This is a genomic window from Streptomyces sp. NPDC055287 (assembly GCF_053646035.1).
This window is the reverse complement of the sequence record NZ_JBSHNE010000002.1, coordinates 425,215-445,044: the sequence shown is the minus strand read 5'-3', so window position 1 is coordinate 445,044 and position 19,830 is coordinate 425,215. Positions and strand designations below refer to the sequence as shown.

The window sequence follows — 19,830 nt, the reverse complement described above, 5'->3', positions numbered from 1 at the left end:
GAGTCAGGTCCCTTCCGTCGTCACTTGGAGACGTTGACGGCCGGCGCGTCCTCGCCCAGGAGCTGGCCGTCCGAGGTCTCGAACTGCTGCTTGAAGGCCTTGATGGCGTCGGCGACGGACTGCAGCGTGTCGTCCGACATCTTGCCGCCCTCGCGGATCGAGGTGAGGAGGTCCTTGCGCTCGCGGCGCAGGTAGTCCAGCAGCTCGGCCTCGAAACGGCGGATGTCCTCGACCGGTACGTCGTCCATCTTGCCGGTGGTGCCGGCCCAGACGGAGACAACCTGCTCCTCGACCGGGAACGGCGCGTACTGCGGCTGCTTCAGCAGCTCGACCATGCGCTTACCGCGCTCCAGCGACGCCTTCGAGGCCGCGTCCAGGTCGGAACCGAAGGCGGCGAACGCCTCCAGCTCGCGGTACTGGGCGAGGTCCACGCGCAGTCGGCCGGAAACCTGCTTCATGGCCTTGTGCTGGGCGGAGCCACCGACACGGGAGACCGAGATACCGACGTTCAGCGCCGGGCGCTGGCCCGCGTTGAACAGGTCGGACTCCAGGAAGCACTGGCCGTCGGTGATGGAGATGACGTTGGTCGGGATGAACGCCGAGACGTCGTTCGCGCGGGTCTCGACGATCGGCAGACCGGTCATCGAACCGGCGCCCATGTCGTCCGAGAGCTTCGCGCAGCGCTCGAGCAGACGCGAGTGCAGGTAGAAGACGTCGCCCGGGTAGGCCTCACGGCCCGGCGGACGGCGCAGCAGCAGCGACACGGAGCGGTAGGCGTCGGCCTGCTTCGACAGGTCGTCGAAGATGATCAGGACGTGCTTGCCGGCGTACATCCAGTGCTGGCCGATGGCCGAACCGGTGTACGGGGCGAGGTACTTGAAGCCGGCCGGGTCGGAAGCCGGGGCGGCGACGATCGTCGTGTACTCGAGCGCGCCCGCCTCCTCCAGCGCACCGCGAACGGACGCGATGGTGGAGCCCTTCTGGCCGATGGCGACGTAGATGCAGCGCACCTGCTTGTTCACGTCGCCCGAGCGCCAGTTGTCGCGCTGGTTGATGATCGTGTCGACGGCCAGAGCGGTCTTGCCGGTCTGACGGTCACCAATGATCAGCTGACGCTGGCCACGGCCGATCGGCACCATCGCGTCGACGGCCTTGTAGCCGGTCTGCATCGGCTCGTGGACCGACTTGCGGACCATGACGCCGGGGGCCTGCAGCTCGAGGGCGCGACGGCTTTCGGTCGCGATCTCGCCGAGACCGTCGATCGGGTTGCCGAGCGGGTCGACGACGCGGCCGAGGTAGCCCTCGCCGACGCCGACGGAGAGCACCTCACCGGTGCGCTGCACCGGCTGGCCCTCCTCGATACCGCTGAACTCGCCGAGGACGATCGCACCGATCTCCCGCTCCTCAAGGTTGAGGGCGAGACCGAGGGTGCCGTCCTCGAACTTCAGCAGCTCGTTCGCCATGGCCGAGGGAAGACCCTCGACCTTCGCGATGCCGTCGCCGGCAACGCTTACCGTTCCGACCTCCTCGCGCGAGGCCGCGTCCGGCTGGTACGACTGGACAAAGTTCTCCAGCGCGTCCCGGATCTCCTCCGGCCGGATCGTGAGCTCCGCCATCTGGGTTCCCTGCTCTCCTTGTTGGGCCCGAAGTTCTTGGGGGTCTGGGGGCCGTCCCCCAGGAATCTTCTGCAATCTCTGCACGGCCCAACCGGGCCGCTAGCGATACGTGTTCAGTTGCTGGCTGGTCAGCCGGCCATGCGGCGGGTCGCCTCTTCGAGGCGGTCCGCGATGGTCCCGTTGATGACCTCGTCGCCGATCTGTACCTGAATCCCGCCGAGGACTTCGGGGTCCACTTCGAGGTTCAGGTGCATCTGGCGCCCGTACAGCTTCGCCAGTGCGGCGCCGAGGCGCTGCTTCTGCTGGTCGGACAACGGCACCGCCGTGGTGACGACGGCGACCATGCGGTCGCGGCGCGCCGCGGCGAGCTTGGACAGGGACTCGAGTCCCGCCTCCAGGCTACGTCCACGCGGCTGTGCCACGAGACGCACCACCAGACGCTCGGTGACCTGCTGGGCCTTGCCGCCGAGCAGGCTGCGCAGCAGCTCGGTCTTGGCGGCCACCGACGCCGACCTGTCGGTCAGCGCGGAGCGCAGCCCGGTGTCGGACGCGACGATCCGGCCGAACCGGAACACCTCGTCCTCCACGTCGTCCAGGACGCCGGCCTGCTGCGCCGCGGTGAGGTCGGCGGTGTCCGCCAGCTCCTCGATCGCGTCGACCAGGTCGCGCGACCGCGACCAGCGGCTGCGGACCATGCCGGAGACCAGGTCGGCGGCTTCGCCACCCACCTGACCGCTCAGCAGTCGCGCGGCCAGCAGGGCCTTCGCCTCGCCGGCCTGCGCCGGGTCGGTCAGGACCCGACGCAGCGACACCTCGCGGTCGAGCAGCGCGGTGACGGCGGCCAGCTCGCCCGCGAGCTTCGCCGCGTCGACCGACGAGTTGTCGGTCAGCGCGTCGAGACGCTCACGTGCGGCAGCCAGTGCCTCGCGGCTCGCTCCGTTCATCGGGCGGCCTCGGCCTTCTCCTCGAGCTCGCTGAGGAAACGGTCGATGGTGCGGCTCTGCCGGGCGTGGTCCTCGAGGGACTCGCCGACGAGCTTGCCGGCCAGGTCGGTGGCGAGCTTGCCGACGTCCTGGCGCAGCGACAGTGCGGCCTGCTTGCGGTCGGCCTCGATCTGGGCGTGGCCTGCGGCGATGATTTCCTCGCGCTGGCGCTGACCCTCTGCGCGAAGTTCTTCCTTCAGCACAGTGCCCTGTTCCAGCGCCTCCTGGCGCAGGCGGGCGGCCTCGTGGCGGGCCTCGGCGAGCTGAGCCTTGTACTGCTCAAGCACGCTCTGGGCCTCGGTCTGAGCTGCATCGGCCTTCTCGATACCGCCCTCGATCGCCTCACGGCGCTCATCCAGAACCTTGTTGATGTTCGGGAGAAGCTTCTTGGCAAGGAAACCGAAGACGATGAAGAAAGCGATCAGGCCGATGACGATCTCGGGGACCGCCGGGAGGAGGGGGTTCTGGGTCTCCCCCTCTTGCGCCAGCTCTAGCAGAGCGATCACTTCATTGCCTTTCGTCGAATCGGGCAGTTGGAATGCCGCGATTAGTCGACCGGGTAGACGAACGGCATGACGAGACCGATGAGGGCAAGCGCCTCACAGAGAACGAAGCCGAGGATCTGGTTCGCACGGATCAGACCGGCCGCCTCGGGCTGGCGGGCCAGCGCCTGGGTGCCGTTTCCGAAGATGATGCCGACGCCGACGCCGGGGCCGATGGCGGCGAGGCCGTAGCCGATCGCACCGAGGTTGCCCGTGATGTTGACGGCGGCGAGGGTCTGGAGAGCGGACATGCCGTTTCTTCCTTCTCTTTCAGAACCGGTGGGGGTTGGCCACCGGACGACTATCGGGGGTGGGGCCGGCTGGTCAGTGGTGCTCGGCGAGAGCGCCCTGGATGTAGTTGCAGGCCAGGAGGATGAAGACGTAGGCCTGCAGCGCCTGGATGAACAGCTCGAAGGCGGTCAGCAGGATGACCATCACGAAGGAGATACCGGCGTAGGCGATGCCGATGCCGTTGAGCAGGTACCAGCTCGCGATGGTGAAGATCAGCAGCAGTACGTGACCGGCGAACATGTTCGCGAACAGTCGCACCGCGTGCGTGAACGGCCGGATCAGCAGGTTCGAGAAGAGCTCGATCAGCATGACGACCGGCAGGACCGGGCCGAGCGACTTGTCGTAACCGGCGATGTTCTTCCAGCCGCCGACGAAGCCGTGACGCTTGAAGGTCACGCTGACCCAGAGGACGTACACGATCAGAGCCAGCGCCACCGGGAACCCGATGATCGACGGCACCGGGAACTGGGCCACCGGAACAATGGCCCAGATATTCATGATCCAGATGAAGAAGAACATCGCGACCATGAGCGGGACGTACTTTTCGCCCTCGCGCTTACCGAGGGTCTCGTAGACGACGCCGCGGCGGACGAAGTCATAACCCGCCTCGGCCACCATCTGGAGCTTTCCGGGAACCAGCTTCGGCTTGTTGAAGGCCGCCCAGAAGAAGCCGACGACGAGGATTGTGCTCAGCGCCGCCAGCAGCATCGGCTTGTTGAACTCGATGCCGCCGGCGGTGAAGATCGGCTCGAACAGAAAGGAGTGCAGGCCAGGAGCCGGGAAGCCGCACCCATCGAAGATGTGGCAATCGGTCTCGAAGGCGAGCACCGTCGTCGGGTCAGCACTCACCGCGGGCTCCTTCAGCGTGGCGCATAGGTACGGCAACCTCGTTGTGTCGGCGCGGCAAGCAGCCGCTGGTCGGCACTGGACTGGTGTTACGGATGTGGGGGCGGCTCAGGCACAGAGCCTCGCGATTGAGCAGGCGTCAGCTCGGATGCCCGCGCCCGCAGTGCCGCAGTTGGCACCGGACGATAGCAGGATCTCGAACGCGCGCTTATCCCGGCCCTACCCCTCACGTCGACGGCCCCGAGTTTCCGGGCTTCTTGCCCTTGGACGCGTCCGGATCGACGTACAGGATCTTGGCCTTCATGTGTGCACGGATCTGGGCCGCGACCCAAACAACAGTCGCGACGATCAGCGTGATGGCGAAGGCCCTCGGATTAAACAGTGTCGTGTTCTTGAACACGGCAACAAAGATGAAGAGCAGCAGCAACTGTGCCGTATAGAGCATCAGCCCCATGGCCTGGAACAGGTGCGGCAAAGATTTGGCAGTGCGTTCCAGGACGAGAAGTCCAATGCCCATGAAGAGGATTACGACCAGCGTTCCGACGACTGCCCCGACCGCTCCCTTGCCGCCCGCGACCACAGCGCTGACCGCGACGGCGACGGCGCCGGCGGCAGCGGTGGGCAGGGCGACAGGAAGAAGGGTCCGGGCGTCATTGGACGGCATGGCGGTAACTCCGCTTGCTGGTGGGGGCAGTAGGGGTCGTCATGGACGAGCGTATGTCGGGACCGAGGTGTCACCTCACGTCCAAAGGGCCGTCGCACTGCGGCCCTTCGGCTCTGTCGCCGGGTCTCGTGAACGGTATCACAAACTATTTGATGAGGTCTTTACCAAGAGGTGTGCCAACTGTCACACATGAGAGTGACGGCGCCCGTCTGTGCGCGACACGGCGACACTATGTCTGGTATTGGGATCTCGCGCGGCAAATCGTCAGCGCGGCGTTCCGGCCTTACGCCGCTCGGGGAACCGCGATCGGGGCCCGATGGCTGTCGCCCCGTTGACGCCCGCCGGCACGGGGGTGCGCTCCTGCGGCTCATCTGCCGCCCCGGCGGTCCCGGCCGTCTCACCGGCCTCGTCCGTCCCGCCGCCTTCGGAGAAGGCCCTGCTGCTCCGGCGGTAGCGCGGCGGGATGAAGGACTCGGCCCAGCGCGGAGCACGCGGCGTGAAGCGCGGCAGGAGCAGGAGCACCAGGCCCACCGCGCTGAGTACGACGATGCCGAGCACGATCCACATGCTCGCCGAGTGCACGGAGTACGCGACGGCGCCGAAGGCGATCAGGGCCGACCAGAAGTACATGATCAGCACGGCCCTGCTGTGCGAGTGGCCGATCTCCAGGAGCCGGTGGTGCAGGTGCCCGCGGTCCGCCGCGAACGGCGACTTGCCCTGCCAGGTACGCCGCACGATCGCCAGCAGCAGGTCCGCGACCGGGATCGCGATGATCGTCAGCGGCAGCAGCAGCGGGATGAAGACCGGCAGCATCGCGTGGGTGACCTCACGCGTGCTGCTGCCCGGGAAGAGCTTCATCGCGTCCGGGTCCACCTGACCGGTGACCGAGACGGCGCCCGCCGCCAGCACCAGGCCGATCAGCATGGAGCCGGAGTCGCCCATGAAGATTCTGGCCGGATGCATGTTGTGCGGCAGGAACCCCAGGCACATGCCCATCAGGATCGCGGCGAAGAGCGTGGCAGGTGCGGCCTCCTCGATGCCGTACCCGTACCAGATCCGGTAGGCGTACATGAAGAACGCCGCCGACGCGATGCAGACCATGCCCGCGGCCAGGCCGTCGAGGCCGTCGACGAAGTTCACCGCGTTGATGGTGATCACAACGAGCGCCACGGTCAGCAGGTTGCCCTGCCAGGCGGTCACGGAGACCTGCCCGACGCCGGGGACGGGGAGCCACAGGATCGTCAGACCCTGCATGACCATGACGCCGGCGGCGATGAACTGACCGCCCAGCTTGATCAGGGCGTCGATCTCGAACTTGTCGTCCAGCACGCCGATGAGCCAGATCACCGCGGCGCCCGACAGCAGCGCGCGCGGCTCGTTCGACAGCTCGAAGACGCTGTTGAGGTTCTGCAGGTGGTCCGCGACCAGCAGGCCGGCGCACAGACCACCGAACATCGCGATGCCACCGAGCCGCGGTGTCGGCTCCCGGTGCACGTCGCGGGCTCGGATTTCTGGCATCGCTCCGGTCGCGATGGCGAACTTCCGCACCGGTCCGGTCAGCAGATAAGTCACCGCCGCCGTGACGCAGAGCGTCAGCAGGTATTCACGCACGGGCTGCCCCACAGGTATCGCCGGCCATCTCAGCCCCACACCCTAGCTTTGCGACCACATGCTCCAGGACATTCGGGTACCGGTTGATGGTTGCACGACTCGCTGTCAGGCGGGATACGGCGGAAAACTGCCGGCCAGATCGTGTACTTCCGTTGCGGCTTTCCTGCCCTCCCCCCGCAGAGTCAGCGAGAAAAGTTCCGAAATGCGCGCCATCTCCGGCTCGCGCATGCCCTGGGTGGTCACGGCCGCGGTCCCCAGGCGGATGCCGCGCTCGTCACCGTACGGGAGGGCGCAGCAGTCGAGCACCAGGCCGGCCGCGGCGAGCAGCCCGCGGGCCGTGCGGCCCTCCACACCCAGCGGGGCGGGGTCCGCGGTGATCAGGTGGGTGTCGGTGCCGCCCGTCGTGACGGCGAAGCCCTCCGCCGCCAGTGTGTCGGCGAGTGCGCGCGCGTTGCTGACGACCTGGTGGGTGTACGTCGAGAAGGCGGGCGTCGCCGCCTCGCCGAAGGCGACCGCCTTGGCGGCCACCGAGTGCATCTGGGCGCCGCCCTGGGTGAAGGGGAAGACGGCCCGGTCGATGCGCTCGGCGAGCTCGGCGCCGCACAGCAGCATTCCGCCGCGCGGACCGCGCAGCACCTTGTGGGTGGTGGCGCAGACGACGTCGGCGTACGGGACGGGACTGGGAGCCGCTCCCCCGGCGACCAGGCCGATGGGGTGCGCGGCGTCCGCGATGAGGTAGGCGCCGGCCTCGTCGGCGATCTCGCGGAAGGCCGCGTAGTCCGGGTGCCTCGGGTAGGCGATGGAGCCGACGACGATGGCTCTGGGGCGGTGTGTACGGGCGAGGAGACGCACCTGGTCGTAGTCGATCAGACCGGACTCGTGGTCGACGCCGTAGCCGATGAAGTCGAACCAGCGGCCCGAGAAATTGGCCGGGGAGCCGTGGGTGAGATGTCCCCCGTACGGGAGTCCCATGGCCAGGACCTTGTCCCCGGGGCGCAGCAGCGCGGCGTACGCCGCCAGGACGGCGGCGGAGCCGGAGTGCGGCTGGACGTTGGCGTGCTCGGCGCCGAACAGGGCGGCGGCGCGGTCGATGGCGATGCGCTCGGCCACGTCGACGAGCTCGCAGCCGCCGTGGTGGCGGGCTCCGGGGTATCCCTCGGCGTACTTGTTGGCGAGCGGGGAGCCGAGGGCCGCGAGGACGGCGGGCGAGCAGAAGTTCTCGGCCGCGATCAGCTGGAGGCCGGCGGCCTCGCGGCCCATCTCGCCGAGGATGACGTCGGCGATCTCTGGATCCTGGCGGCTCAGTGCTGCGAAGCCCGCCCCGAGTACGGCGTGCTCCTGCTGAACGGGTGCGACGGTGACCGGCATGGCTGGCTCCGGGCCTGGCGAAGGGGTGCGGCCCCTCCAATGTAGGCCGCCCCCGGTCGCACTGCCCGCCGTACGACGCGCGTTCTTTCCGCGCCGGGCCGCCCGGGGGGACACAGAGCGGTCGCGTCGGGACGGTCCGGCCGGACCGTGGAGGAGGGAAAAGTCCCTCAGGTGCGGGCCGATGTCCCCGTGAGCGCCGTGACGACCGGGTCCAGCGCCGTGTTGATCTCGTCGCCGATCGAGCGGAAGAAGGTGATGGGCGCGCCGTACGGGTCGTACACCTCGTCGGCCTCGACGCTCGGGGCGAGCAGCCAGCCCCTGAGGGCCGCGGCGGCCCGTACAAGGGCGCGTGCGCGCTCCACGACGCCGTCCTGGAGGGGATCGGGCAGGGTGGCCGGGTCGATCGCCCGTACGAGCCGCGTGAACTCCTTCAGCGTGAAGGTGCGCAGGCCGGCCGAGTGCCCCATGGAGATGACCTGCGCGCGGTGGTCGCGCGTCGCGGTCAGCACGAGGTCCGCGCGGATGACGTGCTCGTCGAGCAGTTCGCGCCCGGTGAAGCCCGCCGCGTCCGCGCCGAAGTCGGCGAGCACGGCGGCGGCGTTGGCCTCCATGGGCGCGCCCTCGTGCCCCCAGGTGCCCGCGCTCTCCACGACGAGGCCCCGGGTGAGCGGGTCGCCCAGGCGGTCGCTGAGGGCATGGCGGGTCAGCCGCTCGGTGATCGGCGAGCGGCAGACGTTGCCGGTGCTGACGTGGAGGATTCGGAAGGTGTTCCCGGATATACCTTCGGCTGTGCCACGCCCGTCAAGGGCGGTCAACTGGCCACCTCGAGGTCGGGTACGACCTTGCGCAGCTCCTCGGCGTCGAGGGCGCCGGCCCGCAGCAGGACGGGGACCTTCCCGGTGACGTCGACGATCGACGACGGGACGATGCCGGGCGTCGGACCTCCGTCGAGGTACACGGAGACGGAGTCGCCGAGCATCTCCTGGGCGGCGTCGCAGTCCTCGGGCGCCGGGTGTCCCGTGAGGTTGGCGCTGGAGACGGCCATCGGGCCGAACTCGGTGAGCAGCTCGATCGCGACGGGGTGCAGCGGCATGCGGACGGCGACCGTGCCGCGCGTCTCGCCCAGGTCCCACTGGAGGGACGGCTGGTGGCGCGCGACGAGGGTCAGGGCGCCGGGCCAGAACGCGTCGACCAGCTCCCAGGCCTGCTCGGAAAAGTCGGTGACCAGGCCGTGCAGGGTGTTCGGGGAACCGATGAGGACGGGCGTGGGCATGTTGCGGCCCCGGCCCTTGGCCTCCAGGAGGTCGCCGACGGCCTCGGCGCTGAAGGCGTCGGCCCCGATGCCGTAGACGGTGTCGGTCGGCAGGACGACCAGCTCGCCACGACGGACGGCGGCCGCGGCTTCGCGAAGACCGGTCTTGCGGTCGGTCGCGTCGTTGCAGTCGTATCGCCGTGCCATTTAACGGGCCTCCTCGTGCGGGAACTGGTTTCTGCGGCCGGCGGTCACGGCATGGCCTTGCGGGCGGTCGCGAAGCGGGGCCGGTTGTTCAGGTCGGGGTGGTCGGCCGCGTCGGCCCAGCCCCGCTCCTCGGTGAAGATCCACGGCACCTGGCCGCCCTGGGTGTCGGCGTGCTCGATGACGACGACGCCGCCGGGACGCAGGAGCCGGTGGGCGGTGCGCTCGATGTGGCGGATCAGGTCGAGGCCGTCCTCGCCGGAGAAGAGGGCCATCTCCGGGTCGTGGTCGCGGGCCTCGGGGGCGACGTACTCCCACTCGGTGAGCGGGATGTACGGCGGGTTGGAGACGACCAGGTCGACCTGGCCGTCGAGCTCCGGGAGCGCGTCCCTGGCGTCGCCCTGGTGGATCGTGACGCGCGACCCCTCGGCGTTCTTACGGGTCCACCTGATGGCGTCGTCGGACAGCTCGACGCCGTGCACGCGCGAGCGCGGCACCTCCTGCGCCATGGCGAGCGCGATGGCGCCGGAGCCGGTGCACAGGTCGACGATGAGCGGCTCGACGACGTCCATGGCGCGTACGGCGTCTATCGCCCAGCCGACGACCGATTCGGTCTCGGGGCGCGGGACGAATACGCCGGGGCCCACCTGAAGCTCCAGGAAGCGGAAGAAAGCGCGTCCGGTGATGTGCTGCAGCGGTTCGCGCGCCTCGCGGCGCGCGATCGTCTCCCAGTAGCGGGCGTCGAAGTCGGCGTCCTTGACGTTGTGCAGCTCTCCCCGCTTGACGCCGTGCACGAACGCGGCGAGCTCCTCCGCGTCGAACCGCGGTGAGGGCACGCCGGCGTCGGCCAGCCGCTGGGTGGCCTGGGCCACCTCGGCGAGCAGCAGATTCATCCCGGTCCTCCGACTTGCAGGGGGCTTTGCTGGCTTTACTGGGCTGCCGCGAGCTTGGCGGCGGAGTCGGCGTCGACGCACGCCTGGATCACTGCGTCCAGGTCGCCGTCGAGTACCTGGTCCAAGTTGTACGCCTTGAAGCCCACGCGGTGGTCCGAGATCCGGTTTTCCGGGAAGTTGTACGTACGGATCTTCTCCGAGCGGTCAACCGTGCGGACCTGGCTGCGGCGTACGTCGGAGGCTTCCTGCTCGGCGGCCTCCTGGGCCGCGGCGAGCAGCCGCGAGCGCAGGATGCGCATGGCCTGCTCCTTGTTCTGGAGCTGGCTCTTCTCGTTCTGGCAGGAGGCGACGACGCCGGTCGGCAGGTGCGTGATGCGGACCGCGGAGTCGGTGGTGTTGACGGACTGGCCGCCGGGGCCCGACGAGCGGTAGACGTCGATGCGCAGGTCGTTCGCGTGGATCTCGACGTCGACCTCCTCGGCCTCGGGCGTGACGAGGACGCCGGCGGCGGAGGTGTGGATACGGCCCTGGGACTCGGTGGAGGGAACGCGCTGCACGCGGTGCACACCGCCCTCGTATTTCATCCGCGCCCAGACGCCCTGGCCGGGCTCGGTCGCGCCGTTGCCGCCCTTGGTCTTCACCGCGACCTGGACGTCCTTGTAGCCGCCCAGCTCGGACTCGGTGGCGTCGATGATCTCGGTCTTCCAGCCGACGCGCTCGGCGTACCGCAGGTACATGCGCAGCAGGTCGCCGGCGAACAGGGCCGACTCGTCGCCGCCCGCGCCCGCCTTGACCTCGAGGATGACGTCCTTGTCGTCGCTGGGGTCGCGCGGGACGAGGAGCAGCCGCAGCTTCTCGGTGAGCTCGGTCTGCTGCTTCTCCAGCAGCTTGAGCTCGGCGGCGAAGTCCGGGTCGTCGTGCGCGAATTCGCGCGCCGTCCCGATGTCCTCGTTGGTCTGCTTCCAGGCCTTGTACGTCCCGATGATCGGGGTCAGTTCGGCGTAGCGCTTGTTCAGCTTGCGCGCGTTCGCCTGGTCGGCGTGGACCGAGGGATCGGCCAGCTTCTTCTCGAGATCGGCATGCTCGCCGATCAGATCCTCGACCGCCTCGAACATCTTCGGGCTCCTGGGTAGCGAAAAACGAGTGGGAAGTGCGGACTGTGCGTCACGACAAAGCGCCGGTCCTCCCCACCCCTGTACGGAGCGGCCGAGGACCGGCGCAATGGCTCGCTACTTCGCGGCGGCAGCCTTGCCGAAGCGGGCCTCGAAGCGGGCCACGCGGCCACCGGTGTCGAGGATCTTCTGCTTGCCCGTGTAGAACGGGTGGCACTCGGAGCAGACCTCGGCGCGGACGGTGCCGCTGGAGATCGTGCTACGGGTGGTGAACGTCGCGCCACAGGTGCAGCTGACCTGGGTCTCGACGTACTCGGGGTGGATTTCGCGCTTCAAGGTGTCTCCTAGTTTCGGGAGGGCGCCGGGTCGCACGCGCGGATTGCGCATACGTGAACCGGGGCCGACGTACCAGTCTGCCAGCACTGGCCGCATCTCCCAAAACCGGGGACGGGCCGGAACTATTCCCCGGCCGCTACCGGCTCCGTACGACCTTGCCCGCGTCGCCCTGGTCGCCCGCCGAGCCCTTGGTCGCGGAGACCGGCACGGGCTTGTCCTGGCGCAGCGCGGCCCAGACCTGCCGGGACCGGCGCTGGAGCGGGAGGACGCGGTTGGGGTCGGCCGGGTCGTACCGCACGGGCAGGGTCACCATCTTCATGTCGCCCGGGCCGATGCCCTTGAGGCCGCCCGCGAAGCTCACCAGTTCGTTGACCGAGGCGAGGTCGGAGTCGGTGGTGACGGCCCTGGTGGCGCTGTCGGCCAGGCCGAACAGCTTCTTGGGGCTGGTGAACACGCCGACGTCCTTGACCTGGTTGATCAGTGCCTTCATGAAGGCCTGCTGGAGCTGGATGCGGCCGAGATCGCTGCCGTCGCCGACGCTCTTGCGGGTCCGTACGAGACCGAGCGACTTCTCGCCGTCGAGGGTGTGCGTGCCGGGCTTCAGGTGGAGGTGGCTCTTGCCGTCGTCGATGGCCTGTGTGGTGGTGATCTCCACCCCGCCCAGATCGTCGATGAGCTTCTTGAACCCGGTGAAGTCGACCTCGACGTAGTGGTCCATGCGGATGCCGGACATCTTCTCGACGGTCTTGACCGCGCAGGCCGGACCGCCCACCTCGTACGCCGTGTTGAACATCTGGTGCCCGGCGCCGGGGACGGTCCCGCCGCCGCTGTCCGAGGCGCACTTGGGGCGGTCGATCAGGGTGTCGCGCGGTATCGAGACAACGCTGGCCTTCTTGCGGCCCTCGTACACGTGCATGACCATCGCGGTGTCGGAGCGGGCGCCGCCCTCGTCCTCGCCGTACTTCGCGTTGTCGCCCGAGCGGGAGTCGGAGCCGAGCACGAGGATGTCCAGCGAGCCGTTGTCGACGTCGTCGGGGCGGTCGGTGCCCAGCTGGGTGTTGATGTCAACGCCCTTGAGATTGCCGTTGAGTTTGAAGTACACGTAACCGAGTCCGGTGCCGCCCAGCAGCACCACGCCCGCCGCGGCCCACGCGGTGACGGTCAGGGCCCTGGGGCGGCTGCTGGGCTCCGGTGCCTTCCGGCGTCTGCCGGTGCCCCGTATTCGGCTGCTCCTGCTCTGCTGCTCGGCCATGCTCTCCCCAGCGCTCGTTGGTTCCCGGTACCCCCTGCCGTGGTGATCAGGCACGGTATGTCGGCACTTACGACACTTGCGTCAGACGACGGATCACCGTGAAGGGTTGCACAACGCCCTGTGGCCCCTGCTGGGGGCAGGGACCACAGGGCGCGGGTGAACGATCCTGGAGAGAGGGACCAAAGTCCCTCCTCACGAGGGATTTCAGCCGAAGATGTTGTACTGCTGCCAGCCTGTGCCGATCTTGATGCGTGTGGCGAAGATCTCCGACGAGGCCTTGCCGGTGCCCGGGTAGAGGTACATCGTGCCGCCGGGCGTACGGGCCATGTAGTCGGCCTTGCCGTCACCGGTGACGTCACCGGCCGCGTCGAAGGCGTTGTAGCCGCTCCACGTACGGACCTTCAGCTTGGCGGCGAAGGCGCCGGTGCCGGCCTTGCCCGTCCCCTTGTAGAGGAACATCTCCGACGTGCTGCTCTTGCGGGCGATCAGGTCGGTCTTGCCGTCGCCGGTGAAGTCACCGTTGCCGCGCACCGAGTTGAACTGGGTCCAGCCGGTGCTGACCTTGACGCGGGGCGAGAAGGTGCCGTCGCCCTTGCCCGGGTAGATCCACAGGACGCCCGCGGAGTCGACGGACAGCAGGTCCGGCAGGGCGTCGCCGGTGACGTCACCGGGGACGACGATCTGCCTCCTGGAGCTCCAGCCGGACGAGATCTTCGTGTCGGCCCACTGCTGGGTGGACGGCACGTAGTGCGACCACCAGACGTCACCGGACGTGGTCCGGATGACGCGGTCCTCGAAGCCGTCCCGGTTGAGGTCGGTCTGGAGGACGACGTTGGTGCCGCTGTAGTCGCCCTGGTTGACGCGCTCGGCGAACGAGGTGCCCTTGGAGGCGTACGAGTACAGCGTGCCGCCGGAGCTGCGGCGGGCGAGGACGTCGGACCGGTGGTCACGGGTCAGGTTGCCGTCGTCGACGCGCGGGACGACGGATCCGGCGTACGAGCTGACCTTGGAGTAGACGCTGTACGCGCCCTTCTTCACGCAGTCCTCGATGCCCCACGAGACGACGCCGACGATCTTTCCGCCGACGACCAGGGGGCCGCCCGAGTCGCCGTTGCAGGCGGTCGCCGTGCCCCTGTCCTGGCCACTGGCGGGCTTGCCCGCGCAGACCATGTGGCCCTTGATGAACAGGTCGCCGAGCTCCCAGTCCGCGCACGTGGCGTCGGAGTTGAGGGGCAGGTCCGCCTTGCGCAGCGTCTGCGAGATCTCGTCGTTCGTGGACGTGGTGCGGCCCCAGCCGTAGACCGTGGCGACCGTGCCGGCCCGGTACGACGTGGTGTCGTCCGACTTCGTGATGTTGATCGGCTTGGCCTTGACCGGGGAGGTCAGGGTCAGGACCGCGATGTCGTTGTCGAGCGTGTAGTCGCTGTACTTCGGGTGGTTCCACTGGCGCGACACGGCCGACTTGGTGCCGCCGGACGCCAGCTTCTCGGTGCCGGTGACGACGACGCCCTTGCTCTTCCAGTCGACACCCTTGACGCAGTGCGCCGCGGTGAGGATCTTCGTCGGCGCGATGACGGCGCCGCCGCAGAAGAAGGAGTTGCTGCCGTCGTTGTAGAAGAGCTGGGCCACCCACGGGGCCGAGGTGATGGCCGTTTCCGTACCACCGATGACCATCGGTTCGATCGAGCCGCCCGAGGACAGCCTGTCCGCCTTGGGCGGCTGCTCGGCCTGCTTGACCGCGGCCGCGAGGCGCGCTTCCAGCTCCGCCTGGGAGGGCGAGGTGACGGCCGGCTTGCTCGTGGGCGTGGGAAGCGGCGACGCGGCGTTGGCCGGGGCCATCAGCATCACACCGGCGACCGCTGCCGCGATCGTGGCGGCTGCCGCCGGCACGGCTATGCGTATACGTCGACGGTGTTTGCCGCCCTGCTTGCCAGAGATCACTCGGGACTCCTGATTCAGATGTACATGAAGGCGCCCCAAATGGATCCCCCCACCTGCGGCCGAACGATCGTACGACCGACTCCCGTACATCCGCAGTCACTTGTGACCAACCAGTGAACACAACTTGGCAACACCTTTGCACTGACCGGGTTTAGAGCCACCGGACGCGACAAAACCGCCCCGCCACTTTCGTGACGGGGCGGCTCAGTCGGTGCTGTTGGTGCTATTTGGTGCTGCGGCGGTCAGTCGCTGCCGTTGCCCGAAGGAGTCGTCTTCGCGATCTGCATCAGGAACTCGGCGTTCGACTTCGTCTGCTTCATCTTGTCCAGCAGAAGCTCGATCGCCTGCTGCGAGTCGAGCGCGTGCAGCACCCGGCGCAGCTTCCAGACGATGGCGAGCTCTTCCGCGTTGAGGAGGATCTCCTCCTTGCGGGTGCCGGACGGGTCGACGTCGACAGCCGGGAAGATGCGCTTGTCGGCGAGCTTCCGGTCGAGCTTGAGCTCCATGTTGCCGGTGCCCTTGAACTCCTCGAAGATCACCTCGTCCATGCGCGAGCCGGTCTCGACCAGCGCGGTGGCCAGGATGGTCAGCGACCCGCCGTCCTCGATGTTGCGCGCCGCACCGAAGAAGCGCTTCGGCGGGTACAGCGCGGTCGAGTCGACACCACCGGACAGGATGCGTCCGGAGGCGGGGGCCGCGAGGTTGTACGCACGGCCCAGACGGGTGATCGAGTCCAGCAGGACGACCACGTCGTGACCCAGCTCGACGAGACGCTTGGCGCGCTCGATGGCCAGCTCGGCGACGGTGGTGTGGTCCTCGGCCGGGCGGTCGAAGGTCGAGGAGATGACCTCGCCCTTCACCGACCGCTGCATGTCGGTGACCTCTTCCGGACGCTCGTCGACCAGGACGACCATCAGGTGGCACTCGGGGTTGTTGACGGTGATCGCGTTCGCGATCGCCTGCATGATCATGGTCTTACCGGTCTTCGGCGGAGCCACGATCAGGCCGCGCTGGCCCTTGCCGATCGGCGCGACGAGGTCGATGATCCGGGTCGTCAGCACGCCCGGGTCGGTCTCGAGACGCAGTCGGTCCTGCGGGTACAGCGGCGTCAGCTTGTTGAACTCCGGGCGGCCACGGCCGGATTCGGCCGCCATGCCGTTCGCGGAGTCGAGGCGGACGAGCGCGTTGAACTTCTCGCGGCGCTCACCGTCCTTGGGCTGGCGGACGGCGCCGGTGACGTGGTCACCCTTGCGCAGGCCGTTCTTGCGGACCTGGGCCAGCGACACGTACACGTCGTTCGGGCCGGGCAGGTAGCCCGACGTACGAATGAACGCGTAGTTGTCGAGGATGTCCAGGATGCCCGCGACGGGGATCAGGACGTCGTCGTCGGAGACCGGCGGCGCGTCGCTGCCGAACTCTTCACGGCCACGGCGGCCACGGCGGTCGCGGTAGCGGCCGCGGCGGCCACGACGGCCACCCTCGAAGTCGTCGTCGTCCTGGGGGCCGGCGTTCTGGCCGCCCTGGCCCTGGCCCTGGCCACCCTGGCGCTGACGCTGGCCCTGGTCGTCGCCCTTGCCGCGGTCACGACGGTCACCGCGGTCCTGGCGGTCGCCACGCGCGCCGTCACCACGGTCGCCGCGGTCACCGCGCTCGCCGCGGTCACGCTGGCCGCGCTCGCGGCGGTCGCCGCGCTGACCGCGCTCCTGCCGGTCGCCCCGACGGCCCTCGGCGGTGTCGACGGCGGCCTCGGCCTTGGCCTCGGGCTGCGCCTCGGTCCGCGTCTCGGTCTTGGTGTCGGCCTTGGGCTCGGCCTTCACCTCGGTGGCGACAGCAGTGTCGGGGCTGCCCGCCTGGGCCGTGGCGCGGCGCCGGCGGCGCTCGCCGGCCGGCTGGTCGTCACTGGCCGGCTGGCCGGGAATCTCGATCTGCTGCTGGGCAACGGCCTTCTCCGCGGCGGGCGCGGCGGCCGGGGCCGCGGCGGTGTCGTCACCCGTACGGGCCTTGGAGGTGGCGCGGCGCTTCGGCTTGGTCTCGGCGGCGGTGCCGGCCGTGTCGGCGCTCTTCGCCGGGGCGGAGCCGCCGGCCTGCGCTTCCTTGATGACCTCGATCAGCTGGCTCTTGCGCATACGCGCGGTGCCCCTGATGCCGAGGCCGGACGCGACCTGCTGCAGCTCGGCCAGGACCATGCCGTCGAGGCCGGTGCCGGAGCGGCGGCGCCGTGCGGCACTACCAGTGGCAGCACCTGCGGCGGACGCGGTGTTGTCGACATTCTTGTCGGCAGTCACGCCCATCAGATCGGTGGTGTCGCTCACGAAGGGTCCTTCCCTGGAGCGGACGTCGGCCTGTCTGGCTCGGCGACCGGTTGTGCTGTCCGACTGCGGTCTTGGTAAACCGTGCCGGGGCGGTGGTCCGCCGGGATACGGCGGAAAGAAAATGTGCAACGTGCTGGGGGTCCGGCTCTTGCATGTGCCGGTTCCGGAGCGTGCTCGAAACTGCTCAGGCAGGCTGCTCAGGCAGTTGGGGAGGCTCCCGGAAGAATGGTGGTCCCGAACGGGGACACGATGCACCGCGCCACGAGGACGCCGGGTGCAGACTTGAGATTAACACTACCGGATCCAACAAATATTCCCCCTCTCGTTCACCGGCAATCGTGTGTCACTGCGCCCCGAGGGGCAGGACACTCGCTCCCGCGGCGTCGAGAGCCAGCCGGTTGGCCGCCCACCCCTCGCCCGCCAGCTGTGCGACCTTGTCGGCCGCACTGTCCTCGACCAGCGCGAGGACCGTGGGGCCCGCGCCGGAGATGACCGCGGGGACGCCGTCCGCGCGCAGTCGGTTGACCAGGGCCAGGCTCTCCGGCATCGCCGGGGCGCGGTAGTCCTGGTGGAGACGGTCCTCGGTCGCCGCGAGCAGCAGCTCGGGACGCCTGGTCAGCGCCTCCACGAGCAGGGCGGCGCGGCCCGCGTTGGCAGCGGCGTCCACATGGGGGACGGTGCGCGGCAGCAGTCCGCGGGCGGTCTCGGTGAGCACCGGCTTTCCGGGCACGAAGACCACCGGAACGATGGAATTCGCTGGATCCATCCTGATCGCCCTGGCCGCCCCCCCGTCGGTCCAGGCGAGTGTGAAGCCGCCGAGCAGGCAGGCGGCGACGTTGTCGGGGTGGCCCTCGATCTCGGTCGCCAGCTCGAGCAGCGCGGCCTCGTCGAGCCGGGCGTCGCCGCCTATGGTCACGGCGCGCGCGGCGACGATGCCGGCGCAGATGGCGGCGGAGGAGGAGCCGAGGCCGCGGCCGTGCGGGATGCGGTTGGCGCAGACGACCTCGAGGCCGCGCGGCTGTCCGCCGAGCAGGTCGAAGGCCGTGCGCAGCGACCGTACGAGCAGGTGACTCTCGTCGCGAGGCAGCGTCTCGGCGCCCTCACCTGCGATGTCGACATGCAGCCCGGAGTCGGCGACCCGGACGACGACGTCGTCGTACAGCCCCAGCGACAGGCCCAGGGCATCGAAGCCGGGACCAAGATTTGCGCTGGTGGCGGGGACGCGCACCCTTACGGCGGCGGCGCGGAACGCGGGACCGGCCATCGCTCGACGACTCTCCTTGTGGGACTGCGAAATTTGGGGACTGCGACATTTTGCAGGACGTACGAACACCCGAAGGCCATGACGGCAACAGCACCGCGGCATATGCGGCGGGGCGGGTTCAGTACAGCCTATCGAAGGAAGGTTCTGTGACGACATAGGGCGCACAGGAGGCGCACGATGCGTGTCGCGGGCCATCCTGTGCGCCTATGTCTGGTCTTACGGGGCCTTACGGGGCTTTACGCCGCCTGCCGGCCCCCGCCGGGCGCCCCTACGCGAGGCCGAGGCGCTCCGCGGCCGTGGCGGCGTCCACCGGCACCGTGACCGGCTGCGGCGCTCCGGCCACCGCCCAGTCCGGGTCCTTGAGGCCGTTTCCGGTCACCGTGCACACGATCTTCTGGCCCGGGTCGACCTTGCCCTCGTCGGCCGCCTTGAGCAGGCCGGCGACGCTGGCCGCCGACGCGGGCTCCACGAAGACGCCTTCCTGGGCCGCCAACAGGCGGTAGGCGGACAGAATTTGGCGGTCCGTCACCTCGTCGATGAAGCCGCCCGACTCGTCCCGCGCGGCCAGGGCGTACTGCCAGGAAGCAGGGTTGCCAATGCGAATCGCGGTGGCGACGGTGTGCGGGTCCTTGACGACCTCGCCGCGCACGATCGGCGCCGACCCGGAGGCCTGAAAGCCCCACATGCGGGGGGTGCGCGAGGAGATCTCGTCGGCCGCGTACTCGCGGTAGCCGCGCCAGTACGCCGTGATGTTGCCGGCGTTGCCCACGGGAAGCACGTGAATGTCCGGGGCATCACCGAGGCGGTCGACGATCTCGAACGCGGCGGTCTTCTGGCCCTCGATGCGGACCGGGTTGACCGAATTGACCAGCGCCACCGGGTAGTTGTCGGAGAGGCTGCGGGCGAGCGTCAGGCAGTCGTCGAAGTTTCCGTCGACCTGGAGGATCTTGGCGCCGTGCACGAGCGCCTGGCCCATCTTGCCGAGCGCGATCTTGCCCTGCGGCACGAGGACGGCGCAGACCATCCCGGCACGTACCGCGTAGGCGGCGGCCGAGGCCGACGTGTTGCCGGTGGAGGCGCAGATGACGGCCTTCGCGCCCTCCTCCTTGGCACGGGTGATCGCCATGGTCATGCCGCGGTCCTTGAAGGACCCGGTCGGGTTGGCGCCCTCGACCTTGAGGTACACCTCGCAGCCCGTGCGCTCGGAGAGGACCTGCGCCAGTACGAGCGGCGTGCCACCCTCGCCGAGCGTGACGACGGGCGTCGTCTGCGTCACCGGAAGACGGTCCCGGTACTCCTCGATGATGCCGCGCCACTGGTGGGTGCCGATGCTGGTCATTGGG

General features: G+C 69.0%; 18 protein-coding genes. All 18 read right to left on the bottom strand.

The window, feature by feature from the left end:
* Window positions 1-20: 20 nt before the first annotated feature.
* Complete coding sequence (atpA, locus tag ACWIHY_RS05335; protein WP_454374250.1) at window positions 21-1,616, bottom strand: F0F1 ATP synthase subunit alpha; 1,596 nt, start codon at window positions 1,614-1,616, stop codon at window positions 21-23.
* A 128-nt stretch (window positions 1,617-1,744) separates the two neighbouring features.
* A complete protein-coding gene (locus ACWIHY_RS05330; protein WP_454374249.1) occupies window positions 1,745-2,560 on the bottom strand; it encodes a F0F1 ATP synthase subunit delta in 816 nt (271 codons plus the stop codon).
* Window positions 2,557-3,102, bottom strand: a complete 546-nt coding sequence (locus tag ACWIHY_RS05325; protein WP_454374423.1) for a F0F1 ATP synthase subunit B — start codon at window positions 3,100-3,102, stop codon at window positions 2,557-2,559. Before ACWIHY_RS05325 ends, ACWIHY_RS05330 begins: the two co-directional genes overlap by 4 nt.
* A gap of 44 nt (window positions 3,103-3,146) precedes the next feature.
* Window positions 3,147-3,392: an ATP synthase subunit c family protein gene (locus tag ACWIHY_RS05320; protein WP_138894101.1), complete on the bottom strand. Its 246-nt coding sequence runs from the start codon at window positions 3,390-3,392 to the stop codon at window positions 3,147-3,149.
* 73 nt (window positions 3,393-3,465) lie between these two features.
* Complete coding sequence (gene atpB / locus ACWIHY_RS05315; protein WP_454374248.1) at window positions 3,466-4,281, bottom strand: F0F1 ATP synthase subunit A; 816 nt, start codon at window positions 4,279-4,281, stop codon at window positions 3,466-3,468.
* Window positions 4,282-4,504: 223 nt separating this feature from the next.
* Window positions 4,505-4,942, bottom strand: coding sequence for a hypothetical protein (locus ACWIHY_RS05310; RefSeq protein ID WP_454374247.1), 438 nt, complete (start codon window positions 4,940-4,942; stop codon window positions 4,505-4,507).
* A gap of 264 nt (window positions 4,943-5,206) precedes the next feature.
* Window positions 5,207-6,553 (bottom strand): MraY family glycosyltransferase, encoded by a 1,347-nt coding sequence (locus tag ACWIHY_RS05305; RefSeq protein WP_454374246.1) that lies wholly within the window; start codon window positions 6,551-6,553, stop codon window positions 5,207-5,209.
* Window positions 6,554-6,658: 105 nt separating this feature from the next.
* The gene (locus ACWIHY_RS05300) at window positions 6,659-7,921 is read right to left on the bottom strand and encodes a serine hydroxymethyltransferase (RefSeq protein ID WP_454374245.1); all 1,263 of its coding nucleotides are present in this window, start codon (window positions 7,919-7,921) and stop codon (window positions 6,659-6,661) included.
* Window positions 7,922-8,088: 167 nt separating this feature from the next.
* Window positions 8,089-8,736: an arsenate reductase/protein-tyrosine-phosphatase family protein gene (locus ACWIHY_RS05295; protein ID WP_454374244.1), complete on the bottom strand. Its 648-nt coding sequence runs from the start codon at window positions 8,734-8,736 to the stop codon at window positions 8,089-8,091.
* A complete protein-coding gene (locus ACWIHY_RS05290) occupies window positions 8,733-9,380 on the bottom strand; it encodes an L-threonylcarbamoyladenylate synthase (RefSeq protein ID WP_138894107.1) in 648 nt (215 codons plus the stop codon). Before ACWIHY_RS05290 ends, ACWIHY_RS05295 begins: the two co-directional genes overlap by 4 nt.
* Window positions 9,381-9,424: 44 nt before the next feature.
* A complete protein-coding gene (prmC, locus tag ACWIHY_RS05285) occupies window positions 9,425-10,270 on the bottom strand; it encodes a peptide chain release factor N(5)-glutamine methyltransferase (protein WP_454374243.1) in 846 nt (281 codons plus the stop codon).
* 35 nt (window positions 10,271-10,305) lie between these two features.
* Window positions 10,306-11,385, bottom strand: a complete 1,080-nt coding sequence (gene prfA / locus ACWIHY_RS05280) for a peptide chain release factor 1 (protein WP_454374242.1) — start codon at window positions 11,383-11,385, stop codon at window positions 10,306-10,308.
* A gap of 114 nt (window positions 11,386-11,499) precedes the next feature.
* Window positions 11,500-11,718, bottom strand: a complete 219-nt coding sequence (gene rpmE / locus ACWIHY_RS05275; protein ID WP_069926921.1) for a 50S ribosomal protein L31 — start codon at window positions 11,716-11,718, stop codon at window positions 11,500-11,502.
* Between the two features lie 136 nt (window positions 11,719-11,854).
* On the bottom strand, window positions 11,855-12,970 hold the full coding sequence (locus tag ACWIHY_RS05270; RefSeq protein ID WP_454374241.1) for an LCP family protein: 1,116 nt from the start codon (window positions 12,968-12,970) through the stop codon (window positions 11,855-11,857).
* A 204-nt stretch (window positions 12,971-13,174) separates the two neighbouring features.
* Complete coding sequence (locus ACWIHY_RS05265) at window positions 13,175-14,908, bottom strand: trypsin-like serine protease (RefSeq protein ID WP_454374422.1); 1,734 nt, start codon at window positions 14,906-14,908, stop codon at window positions 13,175-13,177.
* A 245-nt stretch (window positions 14,909-15,153) separates the two neighbouring features.
* Window positions 15,154-17,223, bottom strand: a complete 2,070-nt coding sequence (gene rho / locus ACWIHY_RS05260) for a transcription termination factor Rho (protein WP_454374240.1) — start codon at window positions 17,221-17,223, stop codon at window positions 15,154-15,156.
* Window positions 17,224-17,566: 343 nt separating this feature from the next.
* Window positions 17,567-18,487 (bottom strand): homoserine kinase, encoded by a 921-nt coding sequence (thrB, locus tag ACWIHY_RS05255; protein WP_454374239.1) that lies wholly within the window; start codon window positions 18,485-18,487, stop codon window positions 17,567-17,569.
* A 268-nt stretch (window positions 18,488-18,755) separates the two neighbouring features.
* Window positions 18,756-19,826: a threonine synthase gene (thrC, locus tag ACWIHY_RS05250; protein WP_454374238.1), complete on the bottom strand. Its 1,071-nt coding sequence runs from the start codon at window positions 19,824-19,826 to the stop codon at window positions 18,756-18,758.
* Window positions 19,827-19,830 lie beyond the last annotated feature (4 nt).

Coding starts and splice junctions, on each gene's coding strand:
- ACWIHY_RS05320 (WP_138894101.1), bottom strand. CDS start 3,392: ATGTCCGCTCTCCAGACCCTCGCCGCCGTCAACATCACGGGCAACCTC.
- ACWIHY_RS05310 (WP_454374247.1), bottom strand. CDS start 4,942: ATGCCGTCCAATGACGCCCGGACCCTTCTTCCTGTCGCCCTGCCCACC.
- thrC (WP_454374238.1), bottom strand. CDS start 19,826: ATGACCAGCATCGGCACCCACCAGTGGCGCGGCATCATCGAGGAGTAC.
- thrB (WP_454374239.1), bottom strand. CDS start 18,487: ATGGCCGGTCCCGCGTTCCGCGCCGCCGCCGTAAGGGTGCGCGTCCCC.
- prmC (WP_454374243.1), bottom strand. CDS start 10,270: ATGAATCTGCTGCTCGCCGAGGTGGCCCAGGCCACCCAGCGGCTGGCC.
- ACWIHY_RS05330 (WP_454374249.1), bottom strand. CDS start 2,560: ATGAACGGAGCGAGCCGCGAGGCACTGGCTGCCGCACGTGAGCGTCTC.
- prfA (WP_454374242.1), bottom strand. CDS start 11,385: ATGTTCGAGGCGGTCGAGGATCTGATCGGCGAGCATGCCGATCTCGAG.
- atpA (WP_454374250.1), bottom strand. CDS start 1,616: ATGGCGGAGCTCACGATCCGGCCGGAGGAGATCCGGGACGCGCTGGAG.
- ACWIHY_RS05270 (WP_454374241.1), bottom strand. CDS start 12,970: ATGGCCGAGCAGCAGAGCAGGAGCAGCCGAATACGGGGCACCGGCAGA.
- ACWIHY_RS05300 (WP_454374245.1), bottom strand. CDS start 7,921: ATGCCGGTCACCGTCGCACCCGTTCAGCAGGAGCACGCCGTACTCGGG.
- ACWIHY_RS05290 (WP_138894107.1), bottom strand. CDS start 9,380: ATGGCACGGCGATACGACTGCAACGACGCGACCGACCGCAAGACCGGT.